This window comes from Streptomyces hokutonensis (assembly GCF_000376565.1).
In the GTDB taxonomy this organism is placed as follows: Bacteria; Actinomycetota; Actinomycetes; order Streptomycetales; family Streptomycetaceae; genus Streptomyces; species Streptomyces hokutonensis.
In genome coordinates this window covers 1-20,303 of the sequence record NZ_BARG01000099.1, presented here as the reverse complement: position 1 = coordinate 20,303, position 20,303 = coordinate 1, and the positions used below count along the sequence as shown (strand labels likewise).

General features: G+C 71.0%; 18 protein-coding genes. 15 read left to right on the top strand and 3 right to left on the bottom strand.

What is annotated here, in order from left to right:
* The first annotated feature begins 2 nt into the window (after positions 1 to 2).
* A complete protein-coding gene (locus SSP08S_RS48510; protein ID WP_019074903.1) occupies positions 3 to 1,004 on the top strand; it encodes a helix-turn-helix transcriptional regulator in 1,002 nt (333 codons plus the stop codon).
* 262 nt (positions 1,005 to 1,266) lie between these two features.
* Positions 1,267 to 1,482, top strand: a complete 216-nt coding sequence (locus SSP08S_RS48505; protein ID WP_019074902.1) for an I78 family peptidase inhibitor — start codon at positions 1,267 to 1,269, stop codon at positions 1,480 to 1,482.
* A 95-nt stretch (positions 1,483 to 1,577) separates the two neighbouring features.
* Here SSP08S_RS48505 and SSP08S_RS48500 read toward each other — a convergent pair whose 3' ends face one another.
* Positions 1,578 to 2,615 (bottom strand): phosphatase PAP2 family protein, encoded by a 1,038-nt coding sequence (locus tag SSP08S_RS48500; RefSeq protein ID WP_019074901.1) that lies wholly within the window; start codon positions 2,613 to 2,615, stop codon positions 1,578 to 1,580.
* A 238-nt stretch (positions 2,616 to 2,853) separates the two neighbouring features.
* Positions 2,854 to 3,996 (bottom strand): mannosyltransferase family protein, encoded by a 1,143-nt coding sequence (locus SSP08S_RS48495; protein WP_019074900.1) that lies wholly within the window; start codon positions 3,994 to 3,996, stop codon positions 2,854 to 2,856.
* A 259-nt stretch (positions 3,997 to 4,255) separates the two neighbouring features.
* On the opposite strand from SSP08S_RS48495, the gene SSP08S_RS48490 reads away from it, so the two are divergent.
* Positions 4,256 to 5,857 carry an MFS transporter gene (locus SSP08S_RS48490; RefSeq protein WP_019074899.1) on the top strand — a complete coding sequence of 534 codons (1,602 nt, stop codon included), beginning with the start codon at positions 4,256 to 4,258 and terminating at the stop codon, positions 5,855 to 5,857.
* Between the two features lie 162 nt (positions 5,858 to 6,019).
* On the top strand, positions 6,020 to 7,216 hold the full coding sequence (locus SSP08S_RS48485; RefSeq protein WP_019074898.1) for an acyl-CoA dehydrogenase family protein: 1,197 nt from the start codon (positions 6,020 to 6,022) through the stop codon (positions 7,214 to 7,216).
* 68 nt (positions 7,217 to 7,284) lie between these two features.
* Here SSP08S_RS48485 and SSP08S_RS48480 read toward each other — a convergent pair whose 3' ends face one another.
* Complete coding sequence (locus tag SSP08S_RS48480) at positions 7,285 to 7,725, bottom strand: cell division protein SepF (RefSeq protein WP_019074897.1); 441 nt, start codon at positions 7,723 to 7,725, stop codon at positions 7,285 to 7,287.
* Positions 7,726 to 8,058: 333 nt separating this feature from the next.
* On the opposite strand from SSP08S_RS48480, the gene SSP08S_RS48475 reads away from it, so the two are divergent.
* The 11 genes from SSP08S_RS48475 to SSP08S_RS48425 form a co-directional block, all read left to right on the top strand.
* Positions 8,059 to 9,252 (top strand): DUF5685 family protein, encoded by a 1,194-nt coding sequence (locus SSP08S_RS48475; RefSeq protein ID WP_043260359.1) that lies wholly within the window; start codon positions 8,059 to 8,061, stop codon positions 9,250 to 9,252.
* 211 nt (positions 9,253 to 9,463) lie between these two features.
* Positions 9,464 to 11,695, top strand: coding sequence for a sensor histidine kinase (locus SSP08S_RS57550; protein ID WP_051106132.1), 2,232 nt, complete (start codon positions 9,464 to 9,466; stop codon positions 11,693 to 11,695).
* Entirely contained in the window at positions 11,692 to 12,120 is a 429-nt protein-coding gene (locus tag SSP08S_RS48465) for a roadblock/LC7 domain-containing protein (RefSeq protein WP_019074895.1), read from the top strand. Before SSP08S_RS57550 ends, SSP08S_RS48465 begins: the two co-directional genes overlap by 4 nt.
* Positions 12,117 to 12,473, top strand: coding sequence for a DUF742 domain-containing protein (locus SSP08S_RS48460; RefSeq protein WP_019074894.1), 357 nt, complete (start codon positions 12,117 to 12,119; stop codon positions 12,471 to 12,473). The genes SSP08S_RS48465 and SSP08S_RS48460 overlap by 4 nt, the downstream gene beginning before the upstream one ends.
* On the top strand, positions 12,457 to 13,056 hold the full coding sequence (locus tag SSP08S_RS48455; RefSeq protein ID WP_019074893.1) for a GTP-binding protein: 600 nt from the start codon (positions 12,457 to 12,459) through the stop codon (positions 13,054 to 13,056). Before SSP08S_RS48460 ends, SSP08S_RS48455 begins: the two co-directional genes overlap by 17 nt.
* A gap of 400 nt (positions 13,057 to 13,456) precedes the next feature.
* Positions 13,457 to 15,262, top strand: a complete 1,806-nt coding sequence (locus SSP08S_RS48450; protein ID WP_019074892.1) for an FAD/NAD(P)-binding protein — start codon at positions 13,457 to 13,459, stop codon at positions 15,260 to 15,262.
* Positions 15,263 to 15,514: 252 nt separating this feature from the next.
* The gene (locus SSP08S_RS48445) at positions 15,515 to 16,594 is read left to right on the top strand and encodes an LLM class flavin-dependent oxidoreductase (RefSeq protein WP_019074891.1); all 1,080 of its coding nucleotides are present in this window, start codon (positions 15,515 to 15,517) and stop codon (positions 16,592 to 16,594) included.
* Positions 16,591 to 17,895 (top strand): NtaA/DmoA family FMN-dependent monooxygenase, encoded by a 1,305-nt coding sequence (locus tag SSP08S_RS48440; protein WP_019074890.1) that lies wholly within the window; start codon positions 16,591 to 16,593, stop codon positions 17,893 to 17,895. Before SSP08S_RS48445 ends, SSP08S_RS48440 begins: the two co-directional genes overlap by 4 nt.
* A 5-nt stretch (positions 17,896 to 17,900) precedes the next feature.
* The gene (locus SSP08S_RS48435) at positions 17,901 to 18,680 is read left to right on the top strand and encodes a DUF1684 domain-containing protein (protein ID WP_026179460.1); all 780 of its coding nucleotides are present in this window, start codon (positions 17,901 to 17,903) and stop codon (positions 18,678 to 18,680) included.
* Between the two features lie 252 nt (positions 18,681 to 18,932).
* Positions 18,933 to 19,832 (top strand): S1 family peptidase, encoded by a 900-nt coding sequence (locus SSP08S_RS48430; protein ID WP_019074888.1) that lies wholly within the window; start codon positions 18,933 to 18,935, stop codon positions 19,830 to 19,832.
* 160 nt (positions 19,833 to 19,992) lie between these two features.
* Positions 19,993 to 20,303, top strand: a 311-nt coding sequence (locus SSP08S_RS48425; protein WP_019074887.1) for an SPFH domain-containing protein, incomplete at its 3' end; no start/stop codon positions are given.

Here is a 20,303-nt window from a genome sequence, read left to right as displayed (position 1 = left end):
CCATGTTGGAGACCTCGGCACGACTCCTGCGGCTGCTCTCGCTGCTCCAGGCCCACCGCGAGTGGTCCGGCGCCGACCTGGCCGACCGGCTCGGGGTCACCCCGCGCACTGTGCGCCGGGACGTCGACCGGCTGCGCGAGCTGGGCTACCCCGTCAACGCGAGCCCCGGCACGGGCGGCGGCTACCAGCTGGGCGCGGGCGCCGAGTTGCCGCCGCTGCTCCTGGACGACGACGAGGCGGTCGCCGTGGCGGTCGGTCTGCGCACCGCCGCCGGGCAGGGCATCGAGGGCATCGGCGAGACCTCCGTACGCGCCCTCACCAAGCTCGAGCAGGTCCTGCCGAACCGGCTGCGCCGCCGGGTGGGCGCACTCAACGCCTTCACCGTGCCGATGCTGCACAACACCCTGGCGTCCGCCGTGGACCCGGCCGTACTGACCGAGCTGGCCGCCCTGTGCCGGGACGCCGAGCGGCTGCGCTTCGAGTACCAGAGCCACGACGGCGCCCCCACCCGCCGTACCGTCGAACCGCACCGCCTGGTGTGCACCGAGCGGCGCTGGTACCTGGTCGCCTGGGACCTGGACCGCGAGGACTGGCGCACCTTCCGCGTCGACCGCGTCACGCCCAGACCGCCGCACGGGCCGCGCTTCACCCCGCGCGAGCCACCGGCCGAGGACCTCGCCGCGTACGTCTCGAAAGGGGTCTCCACGCGCGCGTACGCCTCGCAGGCCGTCGTGCGGCTGCTCGTGCCCCTGGAGCGGGCCGCCGAGCGGATCTCACCGTCCGCCGGGACGCTGGAGGCGGACGGGCCGGACGCCTGTCTGCTGCGGACCGGGGCGCCGAACCTCGATGTGATGGTGATCCATGTGGTGATGACGGGCTTCGAGTTCGAGGTCCTGGAACCGGTCGAGCTGACCGGAGCGATCAGGAGGGCCAGGGACCGGCTGTCCCGTGCGCTGGAGCGGGACGGCTCGGTGGCGCACGGCGATTCTGTGCCGGAACGGTGAAACTCTTATGCTGCGTCAGCTCCTGCCGTACGGCACGGAATCGGAATGGAATGGGGCGCCCGGCCGGTTCTCGCGGAACTTTCCGCCGGGCTATTCGACGGGCCGGACCGACAGGCGGGAATTACGTTCGAATGCCCGCGTAAGGCGTACGGAACCGCTCATACGTGTGAGGTAGACAGAACAAAACACACGTCCTGATCCTGTGACAGAAGTGTGACCGGAGAGGGTCATGGAGAGCGGGAGAGCGGCTAGCGTGGCGGGCATGGCACCCATTCCGACTCCACCGGCCGAGCCCCAGGACAACCCCAACACCTACGTCGGCCTCGACGCGGCCGAGGCCGAGCGGCTCGCGCGGGAACGGGGGTGGTCGACCGTGCGGTCGCTGCCACCGGGGGCGATCATCACCATGGAGTACCGCGAGGGCCGGCTCAACTTCGAGGTGAAGGACGGCACGGTGGCGCGCGCCTGGAAGGGCTGAACGCGCACGTCACGAAGGCCCCGGTTCCGCAGGAGGAACCGGGGCCTTCGTCGTGCGGGGATGGATTGTGCGTACCGGCCCCGCGGCTTCGTGGGTCAGCCGCCCGCCGCCGGACGGGCCGTCGCGGAGGTGGTGCCACGTGCCACCCGGTCCGGGTGAGGCGGGCGGCGGCTGCCGATCGGGGTGACCGGGGTGCGTTCCGAGCGGGTCGTGTGCGGGCTCGGCGCGAGATGGACGGGAGGCCGTGCCGAACGGCTCGCGGTGACCGTCTCGCGGGCCGCCGGGACCTCGTCGCCCGAGGCGGAGGCGCGTGGCTTGAGCAGCACGGGCGCGGTGACCGGCGATGTCGGCACCGGGGCGGGCGCCGTACCGCCGCGGCGGGCGCGCCAGCGGTCGCGGTAGTCGAAGATGCGGGTCTCGGCCAGCGCGATCAGCGGCTCGCACCACGGGAGGGCGAGCAGGACCAGCAGACCGGCGGCCCAGCCGAGCAGCACGTCGCTCAGCCAGTGCGTACCGAGGTAGACCGTGGCGAGACCGACGCCGAGCGAGGTCACGGCGGACGCGGCGGACAGCCAGCGGCGGGCTCTCGGAGTGGAGGCCAGATACGCCAGAATCCCCCAGGTCACGACCGCGTTGGCGGTGTGGCCGCTGGGAAATATATCGCCGCCGAGGCCCATCTCGTTCGAGCCGATGACGGTGGCGTAGTGCGGGCCGAGGCGGCCCATGCCGAGCTTGGCGGCGCCGACCGTGATGTTCAGGAGGAGCAGCAGGGTGCCCAGGGTCAGCAGCGGGCGCAGTGTGTGCTGCCGCCACGAGCGCCAGCCCAGCCAGGCCGCGACCATCACCGCGGTGGGGCCGCGCTGGCCCAGCACCACGTAGTAGTCGACGAACCAGTGGATGCCGGCCCATTGCTGGTACGGCCGGAAGAACATGACCTGCCAGTCGAACCGGACCAGCCAGGAGGTGGTCACGACAAGCCACACGATCGCCAGATAGAAGGCCAGGGTCGCCGCGAACAGCACGACCCTGTGCCGGCTCATCTTCGGCACATCGATGTTGGCCGGCCGTTCCGGTTCCCGGTCCAGCCTCGCGAACACCCGGTCCAGACGGGTGAGGTTTCGTTCGGTACGCACCCAATCGACGTTACAGCGAGTGAGTGTGGATGCCCGTCGAATCAGCGGCTTTGTGATGACGATGTGATGTGGGAAAGCTCTCAGGGACAGGTTTATTTCCGAGGATTCCGCAATCCCAGATGGCTCCGCCCTTCAATTCCTTTGATCATGCCGGGCCCCAGTTTTATGGCACTTATGAATTAGTTCACCAAACGCTGGGGTGAAATTAGCCGGGTGCTCACCAGTCGCCCGGAGTGGATCATGGCGGACCGGTGCCGTTCAGCCAGAACGCCCCGTACACGGCCGACGCCACCGCGACACCGCCCACCACCCACGCTGACCTGGAGATACGCAGCCGCGCCAGGGCAAGCGCGAGGGGGAACAACAGGGGGAAGGCGGGCATCAGCAGGCGCGGTTTCGAGCCGAAGTAGCTCGACGCGCACAGCGCGAGCGCGGTGACGACCCCGGTGTACACCAGGAGCGGCAGCGGCTGGCCCTGCCGGACGCCCACGACGTAAAGCCAGAGGACCAGCCCGACGCCGACGATCAGTCCGACCCCGGCCAGGGCGGACGGGAACGAGGTGAACTTCTCGCCGACGAATCGGGCGAAGGCGGCGCCGCCGTCGAAACCGTTGCGCCAGCCCGCCTGCACGTCGAGGTAGCCCAGTGGGCCCTTGCCGGTGCGATGGCCGACCCACAGGACGTATCCGGCGGCGCCGAGGGGCGCGAGCGCCAGACCGAGGGCGCATCGCCATTTCCGTGCGCCGGGCGCGGGCGCCGTGCTGCGGTCCCGCACGAAAGAGGTGACGCCGGCGACCCACACCGCGGCCACCACCGCGAGCCCCACGGGCCGGGTCAGCCCGGCCAGCAGCGCGAGCGAGCCCGCCGTGAGCCACCGGCCCGTCAGCGCGGCGTACAACGACCAGGCGGCGAGCGCCGTGAACAGCGACTCGCTGTACGCCATCGACTGCACGATCCCCACCGGCAGCACGGCCCACAGCAGCACGGCGTACACGCCCGCCGTACGGTCGTAGACATGCTCGGCGACCGCGAAGATCCCCCAGGCCGCCGCGAGCGAGGCGAGCAGGCTCACCACGAGCCCTCCGTCGGCGTACGACAGCGGGGAGACCGCGTGCATGAGCCGTTCCAGCCAGGGCAGCAGCGGGAAGAAGGCGAGGTTCGAGTGGACGTCGCCGTTCGGGAGCCGCACCTCGTAGCCGTAACCGAGGTCGGCGACCCTGGTGTACCAGAGGGCGTCCCACCGCGCGGTCAGCAAGGTGTGGGCGCTCTTGCCGCGCGCCGCGCTCCACACCGCGAGCACCACCAGGCCCAGGGCGCGGACGGCGGCGTACCCGAGGAGGGCCGGGGCCGCCCGGCGCAGGGGTGCTTCAAGATCGGTCACGGGCTCGATTATCGACGGGGTACGGAACCGGCAGGCCCGGCGGGGCGTGGTCCACAGGAGGGGGAGTGGTGTACGCCACACGTGTTGTCCGGGGAGTGTGAGAGGTCCGCCACGTGGCATTGGCGTGAACTCGCGTACGCTGACGGCTCACTCGCCTTCGTTGCGCGGGTCGGAGACACCGCTCCTCTCCGACCGCAGTCACGGGGAGTCCCCACCCCGTGAGCCCGCCGAACGCGAGGGAACATCTGGGAGGTAGTACATGTCCGGGACGACCACGGCCGCCGCAGCGCTGCGCCGTCGGGCGGCCGGGGCCGGTGCCAACCGCTGGGTCGTCCTCGTCGTCCTCTGCGTGAGCCTGCTCCTCGTCGCGCTCGACGCCACCGTGCTCCATGTCGCGGTGCCCGCCGTCACCGAGGACCTCAAACCCGGCGCGATAGAGCTGCTCTGGATCGTCGACGTCTATCCGCTGGTCTGCGCCTCGCTCCTCATCCTCTTCGGCACGCTCGGCGACCGCGTGGGCCGCAGGCGCATCCTGCTCCTCGGCTACGGCCTCTTCGGCATCGCCTCCGGCCTGGCCGCCTGCGCCCATGACGCCCAGGTCCTGATCCTCGCGCGGGCGCTGCTCGGCGTCGGCGGCGCGATGATCATGCCGGCCACGCTGTCGATCCTCCGCCAGGTCTTCCCCGACCGGCGCGAGCGCGCGGTGGCGATCGGCGTGTGGAGCGCGGTGGCGGCGGTCGGCGCGGCGGTCGGGCCCCTGCTCGGCGGCTTCCTCCTCGAACACTTCTGGTGGGGCTCGGTCTTCCTGGTCAACATCCCCCTGATGCTGATCAGCCTGCCGATCGGCCGCCTCCTGCTCCCCGAGTCCCGCGGCGACCGCAACGGCCCCTGGGACGTCGTCGGCGCCCTGATGGCCGCCGGCGGCCTCTTCGGAGTCGTCCTGGGCGTCAAGCGACTCGGCGGCGGGGAGCCGGTCGAGAGCGCCTGTACCGTGGCCCCGCTGCTCGTGGGCGCGGTGCTGATGGTTCTTTTCGTACGACGGCAACGGCGCCGTACGCATCCGCTGGTGGACCTGAGCATGTTCCGCAGGCCGGCCTTCAGCACCTCCGTCGGCTGCATCGTGCTGGCGATGCTGGCCCTGGTGGGCCTGGAACTGATCGCCGCCCAGTACCTGCAACTGGTCCTGGGCCTGTCGCCCCTCCAGACGGGTCTACGGCTGCTGCCGCTGACGTTCGCGGCGATGGCGGCGGGGCTGTTCGGGGCGCGGATGCTCCGGCGCTTCGGCCCGCGCCGGATGGTGTGCTTCGGCTTCTGCCTGACCGCGTTCTCGGTGCTGACGCTCACCGCGATGGGCGGCCGGGACAACACCGGGCTGCTGCTCTTCGGGTTCCTGCTGCTCGGGTTCGGCCTGGAGATGACGCTCTTCGGGGCGTACGAGTCGATGCTCAGCGAGGCACCGCCGGCCCAGGCGGGCGGCGCGGCGGCGATCGGCGAGACCTCCTACCAGCTCGGCGCGGGCATCGGCATCGCGCTCCTCGGCAGCGTCATGAACGCGGCGTACGCGCCCGGGCTGCGGTCCGTACCCGGGGTGCCGACCTCCGCGTCGGCATCGGCGAGCCATTCACTGGGCGAGGCGTACGACGTCGCGTCGCGTCTCGGTGGAGTCCGTGGTGCCGCCCTGCGCGACGCGGCACGGCACGCCTTCGTGCACGGGCTGCACGTCACGCTCCTCGTCAGCGCGGGCCTGCTGCTGCTGGGCGCGGTGATGGCGTTGCGCCTGCCGCGTGTCATGCAGTGCGAGGCACCTCTGGCGAAGGTGCCCGCTCCGCGCGAAGTCGCAGAGTCCCGCGTCTCCGCCTGAACAACCTTCTCCCACCCACGCACCGCCAGTGGCGGGCACTTGAAGGGTGGACGTCTCCCGTGGGGATTCCCGCCGTCGGCGGCTGCCCGTTCGCGTCGGCCGACACCCCTCCGCGCTATCGTAACTAGCAGTGGTAGTTTTCCTAGATTTCGGAGGCTCTGCATGGCTGCGTCCTCGTCCTCGAAGTTGCCCCCCTTCGATCCCGCCGACCCCCTCGGCCTCGACGATCTGCTCGACCCCGAGGACCTGGCGATCCGCGACACCGTTCGCGCGTGGGCCGCCGACAAGGTGCTGCCGTATGTCGCCGAGTGGTACGAGCAGGGGGAGTTGCCCGGGATCCGGGAGCTCGCGCGGGAGTTGGGCGGGATCGGGGCGCTCGGGATGTCGCTCGACGGGTACGGGTGTGCCGGTGCCTCCGCCGTCCAGTACGGGCTCGCCTGCCTGGAGTTGGAGGCCGCCGACTCGGGGATCCGGTCGCTCGTGTCCGTGCAGGGATCGCTCGCGATGTACGCCATCCACCGCTTCGGGAGCGAGGAGCAGAAGCAGGCCTGGCTGCCGCGTATGGCCTCCGGCGAGGTCATCGGCTGCTTCGGGCTGACCGAGCCCGACCACGGCTCGGACCCGGGCGGGATGCGGACGTACGCCAAGCGCGACGGCGGCGACTGGGTGCTCAACGGGCGGAAGATGTGGATCACCAACGGCTCGGTGGCCGGGGTCGGCGTCGTGTGGGCGCAGACCGACGACGGGATCCGGGGGTTCGTCGTGCCGACCGACGTCTCCGGCTTCTCCGCGCCGGAGATCAAGCACAAGTGGTCACTGCGCGCGTCCGTCACCAGTGAACTCGTCCTCGACGACGTGCGGTTGCCCGCCGATGCGGTGCTGCCGGAGGTCGTGGGACTGAAGGGGCCGTTGAGCTGTCTGTCGCACGCTCGTTACGGAATCGTGTGGGGTGCGATGGGCGCGGCGCGCGCTTCCTTCGAGTCCGCCGTCGAATACGCGAAGACGCGGGAGCAGTTCGGGCGGCCCATCGGCGGCTTCCAGCTCACCCAGGCCAAGCTCGCCGACATGGCGGTCGAACTGCACAAGGGGATTCTGCTCGCCCATCACCTGGGGCGGCGCATGGACGCCGGGCGCCTGCGTCCCGAGCAGGTCAGCTTCGGCAAGCTGAACAACGTACGGGAGGCCATCGAGATCTGCCGTACGGCACGGACGATCCTCGGTGCCAACGGGATCTCGCTGGAGTACCCGGTGATGCGGCACGCGACGAACCTGGAGTCGGTGCTCACGTACGAGGGCACCGTCGAGATGCACCAGCTCGTGCTGGGCAAGGCGCTCACCGGACTCGACGCCTTCCGGTAGGAAGACCCGAGGACCCTGATCGACGTTGATCAACCCTGCGGGAGGCAGGGCCGGTAAGCGGCCCTGCCTCAGCTCTGGTTGAAGAAACCGTCCTCGCGGCGCGCGACCGGGTCGCCGCTGACGATCTCGGTGTTGGCGGGGGTCAGCAGGAAGACACGGTTGGCGACCCGCTCGATCGTGCCGCGCAGGCCGAAGGTCAGGCCGGCCGCGAAGTCGACCACGCGCTTGGCGTCGGTCGCCTCCATCGCCGTGAGGTTCACGATCACCGGGACACCTTCCCGGAACAGCTCACCGATGGCGCGGGCGTCCCGGAAACTGTCCGGGGTGACCGTGCCGATGCGCCGGCCCTTCACCTCGGCCACGTCCGAGGCCACCTTCACTCGCGGGTCCGTCACCCAGGCATCCCCGGGCTGCTCGGTCCCTTCGGAGTAGTCGTCGTCGTAGTAGCGCTCGTCATCGTTGTCGTCAACGAGCCCAAGCCAGGCACTCGCCTTGCGTACCGATCCCATGGACGCCTCCTCTCACAGCGGTCTTTATTGCTATCCGCATCCCTATGGTCATCCATGATGCGGATCGCGCGCCAAGTGGATAGACGCCGCGCGGGGGGTTTGTGACGCTACTGGTGCACAGCCAATACGTCGAGGGCCCCCGTGTATCAAGGGTGTTGCCGCATACGGCTGCTGACTGAGAGTGAAATATGATTCTTCTCGGCGTCCGGGTGATGGCTGGTGCGTACGGGTGAACGGAGTGGTCGATGCGATGCGGCTGCTCAACGCCCGGTCAGATGCCATGTCGAACTCCGGATGCCCTGTCAGATGTCGTTCACGCCGCAGGGGGTTGTCGTGTTCGGAATGGTCCGGCCTTGCAGTCATCGGCTCGGCGAGAACCTCAAGACCCAGTGGCTGGCGCATTTGTGCGGGCTTTGTCTCGCGCTGCGCGGGGACCATGGGCAGTTCGCGCGGATTGTCACCAATTACGACGGTCTGCTCCTCTCGGTCCTGACGGAGGCTCAGGTCGAGCGGGAGGGCGGTGGATGGCGGCGTACGGCCGGGCCCTGCCCGTTGCGCGGGATGCGGACCGCGTCCGTAGCGCAGGGCGAGGGGGCGCGCCTCGCGGCGGCCGTCTCGCTGGTGCTCGCCTCCGCCAAGGTGCGTGACCATGTCGCCGACGGGGACGGGCTGCTGGCCCGCAGGCCGGTGGCGCTGGCCGCGCGGCGCGTCGCGGGGAGCTGGGGGCGGGCCGGGGCGCGGACCGGTTCGGGTGTCGGGTTCGACGCCGGTGTCCTCGTCGAGGCCGTGGAGCGGCAGTTCGGCATCGAGGCGCTCGCCGGGCCCGGCACGCCGATCCTGACCGTCACCGAACCGACCGAGACCGCCACCGCGGCCGCCTTCGCCCACACCGCGCTCCTGGCCGGACGGCCCGGCAACGCCGTACCGCTCGCCGAGGCCGGCCGCCTCTTCGGGCGGCTCGCGCATCTCCTGGACGCCGTGGAGGACCGGGAGTCCGACGCGGCGTCGGGCGCCTGGAACCCGCTGACGGCGACCGGCACCCCGCTCACCGAGGCCCGGCGACTGGCCGACGACGCGCTGCACGGGATACGGCTCGCGCTGCGCGAGACGTCCTTCACCGACGGCAAGTTGGCGCATCTGCTGCTCGCGCACGAGCTGGGGCGCTCGGTGGACCGGGCCTTCGGGACGCAGTCGTGCGGGCACGGACCCGAGGCGGCGTTCGGGCCGCCGCAGACGCCCTACCTGCCGGGCGATCCGCGCCACGACGGCAATCCCTACGGCGGTAATCCCCACGGCGGCAACCCCTTCGGCGGTGAGCCGCCGCGGCCCGACAAGCGCGGCTTCTGGGCCGGGTGTGCCGCCGCGCTCGGGCTGTGCTGCACCTGCAAGGTGTGCTGTGCCGACGAGTTCGAGGGACCGTGGTCGCGGCGGCGGCGCGAGGGATGCTGTTCGAGCTGCGACTGCTCGTGCTGCGACGCCTGTGAATGCTGCGAGTGCTGTGAATGTCTCTCGTGCTGTGACTGCTGACCGCGACGGTGACGCGTAGTCACCACCGTTGTATACGACCGTCTCGCGGGCCATTGCCGAACTGCGAGGCCGGGCGGCCCGTGTTTCGGCGCGGTAAAACAAAAACATGATCCGGTGACCGGTGTGCCGTGAGGGTCGTTGGGCGGGAGCAGAACCATTTCTGCCTCAGGTTCGACTCTTGATCAACTCGCCACCCACTTAAGGCACTTCAGTGGACGTCACAACAAAAGCGACCACCAGCATCCGCGCCAGGCTGCTGAGGATTCTGGTCCTCGCCCTCGCGGTCCTGCTCGCCCTGCTCGGCATCGCGGCCACCGAGCAGATCTCCGCCTACCGCAACGCCTCCGCGACCGCCGACAACGCCCGCCTGGAGATCACGCTCCAGGGACTCGTGCACGAGCTGCAGAAGGAGCGCGGGCTCACCACCGGATACGTGGGCGGAGTCCAGCAGTTCAGCGCCAAACTCCCCGCGCAGCGCAAGGCGACCGACGCCGCGCGCCAGCAGCTGGACGTGGCCCTGAAGGGGCGCGAGGACTCGGCTGCCGGTTCCGTGCGCGAGTCCCTCGGGCGGCTCGACGGCCTGGCCGGGATCCGCAAGGACGCCGACGACGGCACCGGCGTGGTGAAGGACACCTTCGACTACTTCACCACCACCATCACCGTCCTCGACCGGCTCGACCTCGGCCTCGATGACGTCCACGACGGCACCCTGCGCGACGCCTACCAGGCGCTCCAAGTCCTCGGCAACGCCAAGGAGTTCACCGGCGAGGAGCGGGCCATCGTGCTCGGCTCGGTACGCGCCGGGAAGTTCCGCGGCGACGACTACGGCCGCTTCATGGAGATCCGCGCCGGACGCCTCGCCGCCCTCGACGCCTTCCCGCGGTCGGCCACCGCCGTTCAGGAGCGGCGCCTGGAAACCGCCCTGACCACGCCCGACGCCGAACGCGCGCTGTCGTACGAGAGCAAGGCGGTGCACGGCACCGGGAAGCTGAAGCCGAGCGCCATTCCGCCCATGGCCTGGTGGGACTCGATGACCGCCACCATCAACGGGATGCGTGACGTACAGATCAGCCTCGGCGCCGATGTCGAGAACCGGGCCGCGCAGCTGGAGAGTTCGGCCCAGCGCGACCTGCTGCTGTTCCTGCTCCTCGCGCTCGGCACGGTCGCCGCGCTCGGTGCGCTGGCCCTCGACTGCGTACGGTCCGTCTCCTCGCCGCTGGTCGAACTCGCCCAGCAGGCACGGGAGGTGGCCGGGAGCCGGCTGCCGCAGGCCGTGGCCGCCGTACAGGACGGGTCGTCCGGGGCGGCGCCGCAGCCGCCCGCTCCGCTGGCCGTCAACGGCAGGGCCGGGGCCGAAGTCCGGGAGGTGGCCGAGGCGTTCGACCGGGTGCAGCGGTCCGCGTTCGATCTCGCCACCGAGCAGGCCGTGTTGCGGCGCAACGCCACCGACTCGCTGGTGAGCCTGGGCCGTCGCAACCAGAACCTGGTGCGCCGTCAGATCAGCTTCATCAACAAGCTGGAGCACGAGGACGCCGACCCGGCGACCCTCGCCAACCTCTTCGAACTCGACCACCTGGCCACCCGTATGCGCCGCAACGCCGAAAGCCTCCTGGTGCTAGCCGGAGAGTCCAGCCCCCGCCCCTGGTCCACCCCGCTGGCCGTCAACGACGTGCTGCGCGCGGCGCTCTCGGAGGTCGAGGAGTACCGCCGGGTCACCCTGCGCCGGATCGAGCCCGCGTTCGTCACGGGCTCCGTCGTCGTCGAAATCGCCCACCTGCTGGCCGAGTTGGTGGAGAACGCGCTGAGCTTCTCGCCGCCGGACTCCGACGTGGAGATCGAGGGACGGCGCACCAGCGCCGGTTATCTGATCGCGATCGTCGACCACGGGCTCGGGATGGACAACCAGGCCATCGCCGAGGCCAACGTACGGCTCTCCGGCACCGCCAGCTTCATGGCCGAACCCACCCGGTTCCTGGGCCACTTCGTGGTCGGCGCGCTGGCCCGCAAGTGCGGTATCGAGGTACGGCTCGGCGAGGCGCCGGCGGCCGGTGTGGTCGCGCGGGTGCTGATCCCCGCGGCGCTGCTGACGGAGAAGGCGGTCGAGGCGAAGCCCTCGGTCCCGGCACCGAGGAAGGCGGAGACGGACATGGAGCCGAAGACCGAACCGGCAGCGGCCCCGGTGGCCGCCAAGGGCGGTTCGTCCGCCGCGCGCACCCGCAACGGCCTGGTCAAGCGGCCGCAGCGGAGCGGTATCGCGGCGGCGGTGAGCGAGACCGACCGCACCGACCGGACCACCCCCGCCGCACCGCCCAACCCGGAACGGACCCCCGAACAGGTCTCCGGGATGCTCTCCACCCTGCGCAGCGCCCATATGCGGGGCGGGATCAGCGTCGAGAAGGAGAAGCAGCAGAACGCCGAGACGAACGAGGGTGCCGCCAAGTGACCGCCGTCGACACCCAGCACGACTCGCAGACCTTCAACTGGCTGCTCGCCAACTTCGTCAAGAGCACCGACGGCGTACGGGACGCGGTCGCCGTCTCCTCCGACGGACTGCTGATCGCCGTGTCGGACGGACTCGGACGCACCGAGGCCGACCATCTCGCCGCGATCGTCTCGGGGTTGAGCAGCCTGGCCCGCAGCGCGTCCAAGCGGTACAGCTTCGACGGGGTCAAACTCATCATGATCGAGATGGGCCGGGGTTTCCTGCTCGTCTCGGCGATCCGGGACGGCAGCTGTCTCGGTGTCCTCGCCGACAGCAGCGGTGAACTGGGCCTCGTCGGCTACGAGATGGCGGTGCTCGCGGAGCGGGCGGGTGATCTGCTCACCCCGACGCTCATCGCCGATCTGCGGCAGGCGTTGCCACGGTGAACGGTGAACAGTCCAGGGACGTAGAACCTGACGAGGACGCGACGTTCGTCCGGCCGTTCATCATCACCGGCGGCCGGTCCGAGCCCCTCCAGGCCGATCTGCGGCTGGAGACGCTGGTCGTCGCCGTCGGCGTGCCGGATCCGTCGCTCGCTTTCGAGCGGCGCCACATCGTCGCGGTGTGCGAGCGGCCGACGACCGTCGCCGAGGTGGCGCACCGGGTCGGGGTGCCGCTCGGAGTGGCGAAGGTGCTGATCTCCGACCTCGTCGTCGCCGGGCAACTCGCCTGCCGGCAACCCGCGGAGCTGCCGCTCCCGATGCTCGAAAGGATCAGGGACCATGTCCGGGCGCTCTGACAAGATCGTGCCGCTGGCCGTGAAGATCGTGGTCAGCGGCGGCCTCGGGGTCGGCAAGACCACGTTCATCGGGGCCATTTCGGAGATCGAACCCCTCGACACCGAGGCGGCGATCACCCAAGTCTCCGTGGGCGTCGACTCGTTGGTGGGGGTCGAGGCGAAGACCACCACGACCGTCGCCCTCGACTTCGGGCGGATCACGCTCGATCCGACGATGACGCTGTATCTGTTCGGGACCCCCGGACAGGACCGCTTCTCGTTCCTCTGGGACGACCTGGTGGAGGGCGCGCTCGGCACGGTGGTTCTCGTGGACACCCGGCGGATCGAGGACTGCTTCCCGGCGGTCGACTACTTCGAGTCGCAGGGCGCGCCCTTCGTCCTCGCCGTGAACCGCTTCGACGGCGCCGACCGGTTCGACGTGGAGGAGGTCCGGGAGGCGCTCGGGCTGAGCGCGGACGTGCCCGTGCTGGAGTGCGACGCGCGGAGCCGGGACTCCGTGCGGGATGTGCTCGGTGCGCTGATGGACCGGGTGATCGGGGTCCGGGCGACACCACGACGCCGTACGGCCGCACTGACGCGATAGGTGCGGTGGAGGAAGTGCGGACGGAACCCGAGGGGAGGGGTGCGTGTGAAGGCGGAGCGGGTGGAGCGGAAGAACGCGTGAGGCGCACGGTCGGGAGATTCCGGCGACCGGGACGCGCAGTGGGTCAGCTCAACAGGAGGAGGACCACACTCGACCGAGGTCGATGTGGGAGCGCTTGACCAGCCACTGCTGCGGATGCATGGGACAAGTGGAACAGGCATCCGGTGGGGCGTCAACCGAGATGAGACGTACTGCTCACAGTGTGGACTTCCTTGACAGTGAGGGGAAACGGCGCCGTACAGTCGGTGGACGGCCCTGCTGAGGGGCTCGGCCGTACGGCGCCGCGAGGCGCCCTGTGTGAAGGCATTCGCCCGTGTTGCTCACGTCACGGAGTCTTCGCATGCCTTCCGACATACCCACACCCGTATCCGCCGCCCCGGGCACCAGGTCCTCACTCGTGATCGTCGGAGCCGGGCCGCGGGGGACCGGTCTCATCGAGCGCATCGCCGCCAACGCGCCGGAGCTGTACGCCGGTTCGGGCATCGCGGGTCTCGACATCCACCTCGTCGACCCGCATCCGCCGGGCGCCGGACGCATCTGGCGCGCGGCCCAGTCGCCGCTGCTGTGGATGAACTCGCACGCCGAGGACGTCACCATGTTCACCGACGAGACGGTGGTCATGGACGGCCCGGTACGCCCCGGTCCCACGCTGCACGAATGGGCGGAGATCGAGGGCTCCACCTTCGCCGACCGGCAGCTCCAGGGCGCCTATCTGCGCTGGGTGCACGAGGAGGCCGTGGCCGCGCTGCCGCCGGGCGTCACCGTCCACCACCACCAGCGGCGCGCCCTGCGGGTGAACGGTCCGCGCGAGGGCCGCCAGCAGGTGTGGCTGGAGGGCCGTCCACGCCCGCTCCTCGCCGACCTCGTCGTTCTCGCGATCGGCCACCTCGACGCCGAACTCGACGACGAGCAGCGTGAGTTGGCGGCCTACGCCCGCGCCCACGACCTGGTCCACCTGCCGCCCGACTTCACCGCCGACAGCGACCTCACCTCCCTCGCGCCCGGCGAGAGCGTCATCGTCCGCGGCTTCGGGCTCGCCTTCGTCGACCTGATGGTGCTGCTCACCGAGGGGCGGGGCGGGCGTTACGACGGCGACACCTACCTCCCCTCGGGGCAGGAGCCGGTGCTGTACGTCGGCTCGCGGCGCGGAGTGCCGTACCACTCGAAGATCGGTTACGAGTGGACCGGTGAACGGCCGCCGCTGCCACGGTTCTTCGGGCCCGCCGAGGTGGACGCGCTGCTCGCGCGGCCGGGGGGCTTCGACTTCCGGCGGGACGTATGGCCGCTGGTCGAGAAGGAGTTGGGGTTCGCGCACTACCACCGGCTGTTCGGTGTGCACCCCGAGCGGACGGCGATCGCCTGGACCGACTTCGAGGAGAAGTACGCGGCCGGGGAGGCGGCGGAGCGCGAGGCGCTCGTGGCGTCCGCCGTGCCCGACCCCGCCGACCGGCTCGACCTCGCGGCGCTGGACCGTCCGCTGGACGGGGTGCGGTATCCGTCGCCGGAGGCGTTCCAGGAGGGCCTGCGGGCCTATGTCGAGGACGATCTGAGCCGCCGTCACGATTCCTCCCACAGCCCGGACTTGGCGGTCTTCCTCGGACTGCTCTCCGTCTACGGGCAGTTGATCCGGCTCGGTGACGTCGGGCCCTGGTGGCACGGCTTCTTCAGCTATCTCGCCTCCGGGCCGCCGGGACCCCGGCTGCGCCAGCTGCTCGCGCTGTCCCGGGCCGGCGTGGTGCGGTTCGTCGGCGCGGACATGGCCGTGACCGCCGAGGGCGGGGTGTTCCGGGCGTCCAGTCCGACCGTGCCGGGCGCCACCGTCGAGGCGCGGGCGCTCGTCGAGGCGCGGCTGCCCGAGCCCACCGTCGGGCGCGCCCTCGACCCGCTGCTGCGCGAACTGCACGCCGACGGAGCCGTGGAGACCCCGGAGGGGCTGCTGCGGGTGGACCGCGCCGACGGCCGGATCCTCGACGCGGCCGGACGCCCGCACCCCCGGCGCTTCGCGCTCGGCCCCTACACCGAAGTCCGCACCCCCGGTGCCTTCACCCGCCCGCGCACCGGCGGCCCGGCCTTCCGGCAGAACGACGCCACCGCCCGGGCCGTACTGGCATTTCTTCGGGACCTCGCGTGTCGGGCCGCCGCGTAGGGGGGTGTCGTCCGGACCGCCTCGGGTCCGCGACGCCTGGCACGGCACCTCGCGGCGTTGTCGCATCACCCGAGTACGCCCAGTACGCGGGTCATGCTCCGCCTTGCGATGCACCGCACCATGCGCCGCGGCCTGATCCGAGGCGATCCGAACGACACCCCCCAGCCCCGAGCAGATCGGTGAAGTCCCGGGCTTCATCGAGGACTTGGCCCTCTCCGAGGTGCTCCCGAACGACAGGAAGGCTTCCCTCCCATGACCTCCTCGCACGGCCGGGGCCTGCATCTGGCCGCCGCCGTCGACCAGCGGTCGGCTTATGACGCCGACTCCTACGTCGAGTTGGCGCGGCTCGCCGAGAGCGGCGGCCTCGACTTCGTGACGCTCGACGACACCTTCGCGCGCCCCGGCCCCGACGCCCTCGCCGTGCTGTCCCGGGTCGCCCCGGCGACCGGCCGGATCGGCCTGGTGCCCACCGTGACCGTCACCCACACCGAGCCCTTCCACGTCCAGGCGGCGGTCGCGACCCTCGACTGGGTCAGCCGGGGCCGGGCCGGCTGGCGGATCGACGTGTCGACCACCGAGGGCGAGGCCCGGCTCTTCGGCCGCCGCCATGCCGCGCCCGCCGACGCGCTGTGGCAGGAGGCGGGCGAAGTCGCCGAGGTGGCCGCCGAGTTGTGGGACAGCTGGGAGGACGACGCCGAGATCCGGGACACCGCGACCGGCCGCTTCGTCGACCGCGACAAGCTGCACCACGTCGACTTCGCCGGCTCCGAGTTCTCCGTCAAGGGCCCCTCGATCGTGCCCAGACCCCCGCAGGGCCACCCGGTCCGCGTGGTCGACGCCACCGAGGGCCAGGCCCGGCGGACGGCCGCCCGGTACGCCGACGTGGCCCTCGTCCGCGCGGCGAGTTCCGCGCAGGCCGGCGCCGTACGGGCCGAACTGCGCGCGTCCGCCGAGAAGTTCGGGCGCGATCCCGACACCCTGCGGGTCCTGGTGAGCCTGGTCGTCGACCTCGGCGACGGCGAGCACGCGGCCGAGCCGGGCCACGGCGGGGGCGGCCCCCGGCAGACCGCGCACGGCCCGCTGTACCGGGGCGGCCCGGTCGACCTCGCCGAACTGATCGCGGCCTGGTGGCACGGCGACCGTACCGTCGACGGCTTCCACCTCACGCCCGTCGAACCCCGCCGCGACCTGGAACGGCTGGTCAACGGCACGGTCGCGCTGCTCCAACACCGGGGCCTGTTCCGCACGTTCTACCCGGGCAGCACGCTCCGCGAGCACCTGGGCCTGGCCCGGCCCGCCAACCGGTACGCCGTGACCGGGGGAGCGTCATGACCGTACGGCCCCGTAAGCAGATCCATCTGGCGGCGCACTTCCCCGGTGTCAACAGCACGACCGTGTGGGCCGATCCGCGGTCGAAGTCCCAGATCGCCTTCTCCTCCTTCGAGCACCTCGCCCGCACCGCCGAACGCGGCCTCTTCGACTTCTTCTTCCTCGCCGAGGGGCTGCGGCTGCGCGAACACAAGGGCCGTATCCACGACCTGGACGTGGTGGGACGGCCGGAGTCCCTCACGGTCCTGAACGCGCTCGCCGCCGTCACCGAGCGGATCGGTCTCGCCGCCACGGTCAACGCCACCTTCAACGAGCCCTACGAACTCGCCCGCAGACTGGCCACGTTGGACCATCTCAGCGGCGGCCGGGCGGCCTGGAACGTGGTGACCTCCTCCGACGCCTTCACCGGCGAGAACTTCCGCCGCGGGGGCTACCTCGACCGCGCCGACCGCTACACGCGCGCGGCCGAATTCGTAGCCGTAGCACGGGAGTTGTGGGACTCCTGGACCCCGGACGGACTCTCCCGCCCCTTCGCCCACAAGGGTCAACACTTCGACGTCGCGGGCGAGTTCACCGTCCCGCGCTCACCGCAGGGGCACCCGGTCGTCATCCAGGCCGGGGACTCGGGGGAGGGCCGGGAGTTCGCGGCCCGATCGGCCGACGTGATCTTCACGCGGCACGGCACACTGGAGGACGGCCGCGCCTTCTACGCCGACGTGAAGGCACGCCTCGCGAAGTACGGCCGTAGCGCGGACGATCTCAAGATCATGCCGGGGGTCACCGTCGTCCTCGGCGACACGGCGGCCGAGGCGCAGGAGCGGGCCGCCGAGATCCGGCGGCAGCAGGTCTCCCCGCAGAACGCGATCCTCGCCGTGGAGCAGATCTGGGGCACGGACCTCTCCTCCTACGACCCCGACGGACCGTTCCCTGACTTCGACCCGGAGCCGGACCCCTCGCTCACCCAGGGGCGGACCCGGCGCGGCGACAGCGTCGCGACGGCCGAGAAATGGCGGGCGCTGTCCCGGCAGAAGGGCCTGTCCATCCGGCAGACCGTGATCGAGGCGAGCGGCCGGCAGTCCTTCATCGGCACCCCCGAGGCGGTCGCCGCGGAACTGGAGACATTCGTACGGCAGGACGCCGCCGACGGCTTCATCCTGGTACCGCATCTCACGCCGGGCGGGCTCGACGAGTTCGTGGACCGGGTGGTGCCGCTGCTCCAGGAACGCGGCGCGTTCCGCACGGAATACCGGGGCGCCACCCTGCGCTCACACCTCGGGCTCGCCGAGCCGGGAGGGAAGGGGTGACCGGGATGTCGTCGGACGCGGTGGTCGAGTGGAAGCAGTGGCACGAGCACCGGGTCGAGTCGGTGTCCGCGCCCTACGGCCCGCTCGCCCTGACCGGCACGCACTGGCTGGAGGACCATCCGGACGGGCGCCTTCCGGGCATCCCCGGGGTGTGGCTCCTCGACGGTGACGCGGTCGTCCTCAGTGCGCCGGAGGACGGACCGACCCTCGACGGGAAACCCTTCACCGGCTCGGTCCGCCTCGGCGCCGACACCGGCCCGGTGGACGCGGCCCGCGTCGGCCTCGGCGGGCGCCGGCTGGTCGTCCTGGTCCGCGAGGGCAACTGGGGCGTGCGTGACTACGACCCCGACTCGGCCGCGCGCCGCGCCTTCCGGGGCATCGAGACCACGCCTTACGACCCGCGCTTCTCGGTGCCGGGGCGCTTCACACCGTACGACTCCTGGCGCGTCGTGCGGGTCGACGCGGCGGACGGTGTCCGGCGCGGGCTCGGGCTCTCCGGTGAACTCGCCTTCCGGCTCGACGGGTTGGAGGTGACGCTCCAGGTCGCGGTGCAGGACGACGGCAGGTTGTGGGCGGTGTTCGCCGACTCCACGAGCGGGGACAGCAGTTACCGGTTCCGCTTCCTGTATCCGGACGCGCCCGATGCGGAGGGGCGCACGACGGTCGACCTCAACCGGGCGGTGCTCCCGCCGTGCGCGTTCGCCGACCATTTCATCTGCCCTTTCCCGCCGCCGGGGAATACGCTGGGCGTCGCGATCGAGGCGGGGGAGCGCACCCTTCGCTAGACGGGCCATCGGCCCTGGTGGACGGGGATGTGGCTGTCGGCGGCGGGGTGATCAACTCGCGTAGATCGTGGGCCAGTTGAAGGCTGCACGGCCGAAAGGCGCCCTTGCGCCCCTTGGCCGCGCAGCCGAATACTCCCCCACAGCGCTTGTCAGGGACACGGCTTGTTCGAAAACCGGACGCCCGCCCCCGACTGCGCCTCACGGGCCCCGACCCCACGCGGGCCCCCGAATTCCCCTAGGAGGGAACGAAACGTGAGGATCAAGCGCACCACCCCCCGCAGCGGAATCGCGAGACGGGCCGGGCTGATCGCCGTGGCCACCGGATTCGTCGCCGCTGCAGCGTTCGCCGTCCCCACCGCGAACGCGAGCGAAGCCCAGACGTTCAGCGCGACCCAGCTCTCCGCGGCCAACTCGTCCGTGCTCAAGGCCGATGTCCCGGGCACCGCCTGGGCGGTCGACGCCAAGACGAACCGTGTCGTCGTCACCGTCGACAGCACGGTCTCCCAGGCCGAGATCGCGAAGATCAAGTCGCAGGCGGGCAGCACCGCCGGCGCGCTCACCATCAAGCACACGGCCGGCCAGTTCAAGAAGCTGATCACCGGCGGCGACGCCATCTACGGCGGCGCCTACCGCTGCTCGCTCGGCTTCAACGTGCACAGCGGGAGCACCTACTACTTCCTGACCGCCGGGCACTGCGGTGAGGTCGCCTCCACCTGGTACTCCAACTCCGGGCACACCACGACACTGGGCACGAACGTCGGCTACAGCTTCCCGACCAACGACTTCGCGCTGGTCAGGTACACCAACACGTCGATCGCCCACCCGAGCGCGGTCGGCAGCCAGACCATCTCCAGCGCCGCCACCCCGGCCGTGGGCACGACCGTCTACCGGCGCGGCTCCACCACCGGCACGCACAGCGGCCGGGTCACCGCCCTGAACGCCACCGTCAACTACGGCAGCGGCGACATCGTGTACCAGATGATCCAGACCACCGTCTGCGCCGAAGGCGGCGACAGCGGCGGTCCGCTGTACGCCGGCACCGTGGCCTACGGTCTGACCTCGGGCGGCAGCGGCGACTGCACCTCCGGCGGCACGACCTTCTTCCAGCCGGTCACCGAGGCGCTGAGCTACTACGGCGTGAGCGTCGGCTGACGCCCGCCTGAACGTCCTCCGCTCCGGACTGCAGCCGGCAGCGGGTGAGCCCCCGTACGCAACTGGCGTGCGGGGGCTCGCTCTTGTGCGGAGCGCGGAGTTACCTTCGTGGTATCGGAGCAGGCACCTGATGCGCCCACGTCGGACCCTGGGGGCCGTGATGGTCGAGGAGCTGGTGGCGGCGGGAGTGACGCTCGCGTCCGTCGGAGCGGTGTACGCGATGGCGGCGGCGCGAGTCGTCAAACAGTACGAGCGGGGTGTGGTGTTCCGGCTCGGCAGGCTTCGGTCGGACGTGCGCGGGCCCGGGTTCACCATGGTCGTCCCGTTCGTGGACAAGCTCCGCAAGGTCAACATGCAGATCGTGACGATGCCGGTGCCCGCGCAGGAGGGCATCACCCGTGACAACGTGACGGTCCGGGTGGACGCGGTCGTCTACTTCAAGGTCGTCGACGCGGCCGACGCGTTGGTGCA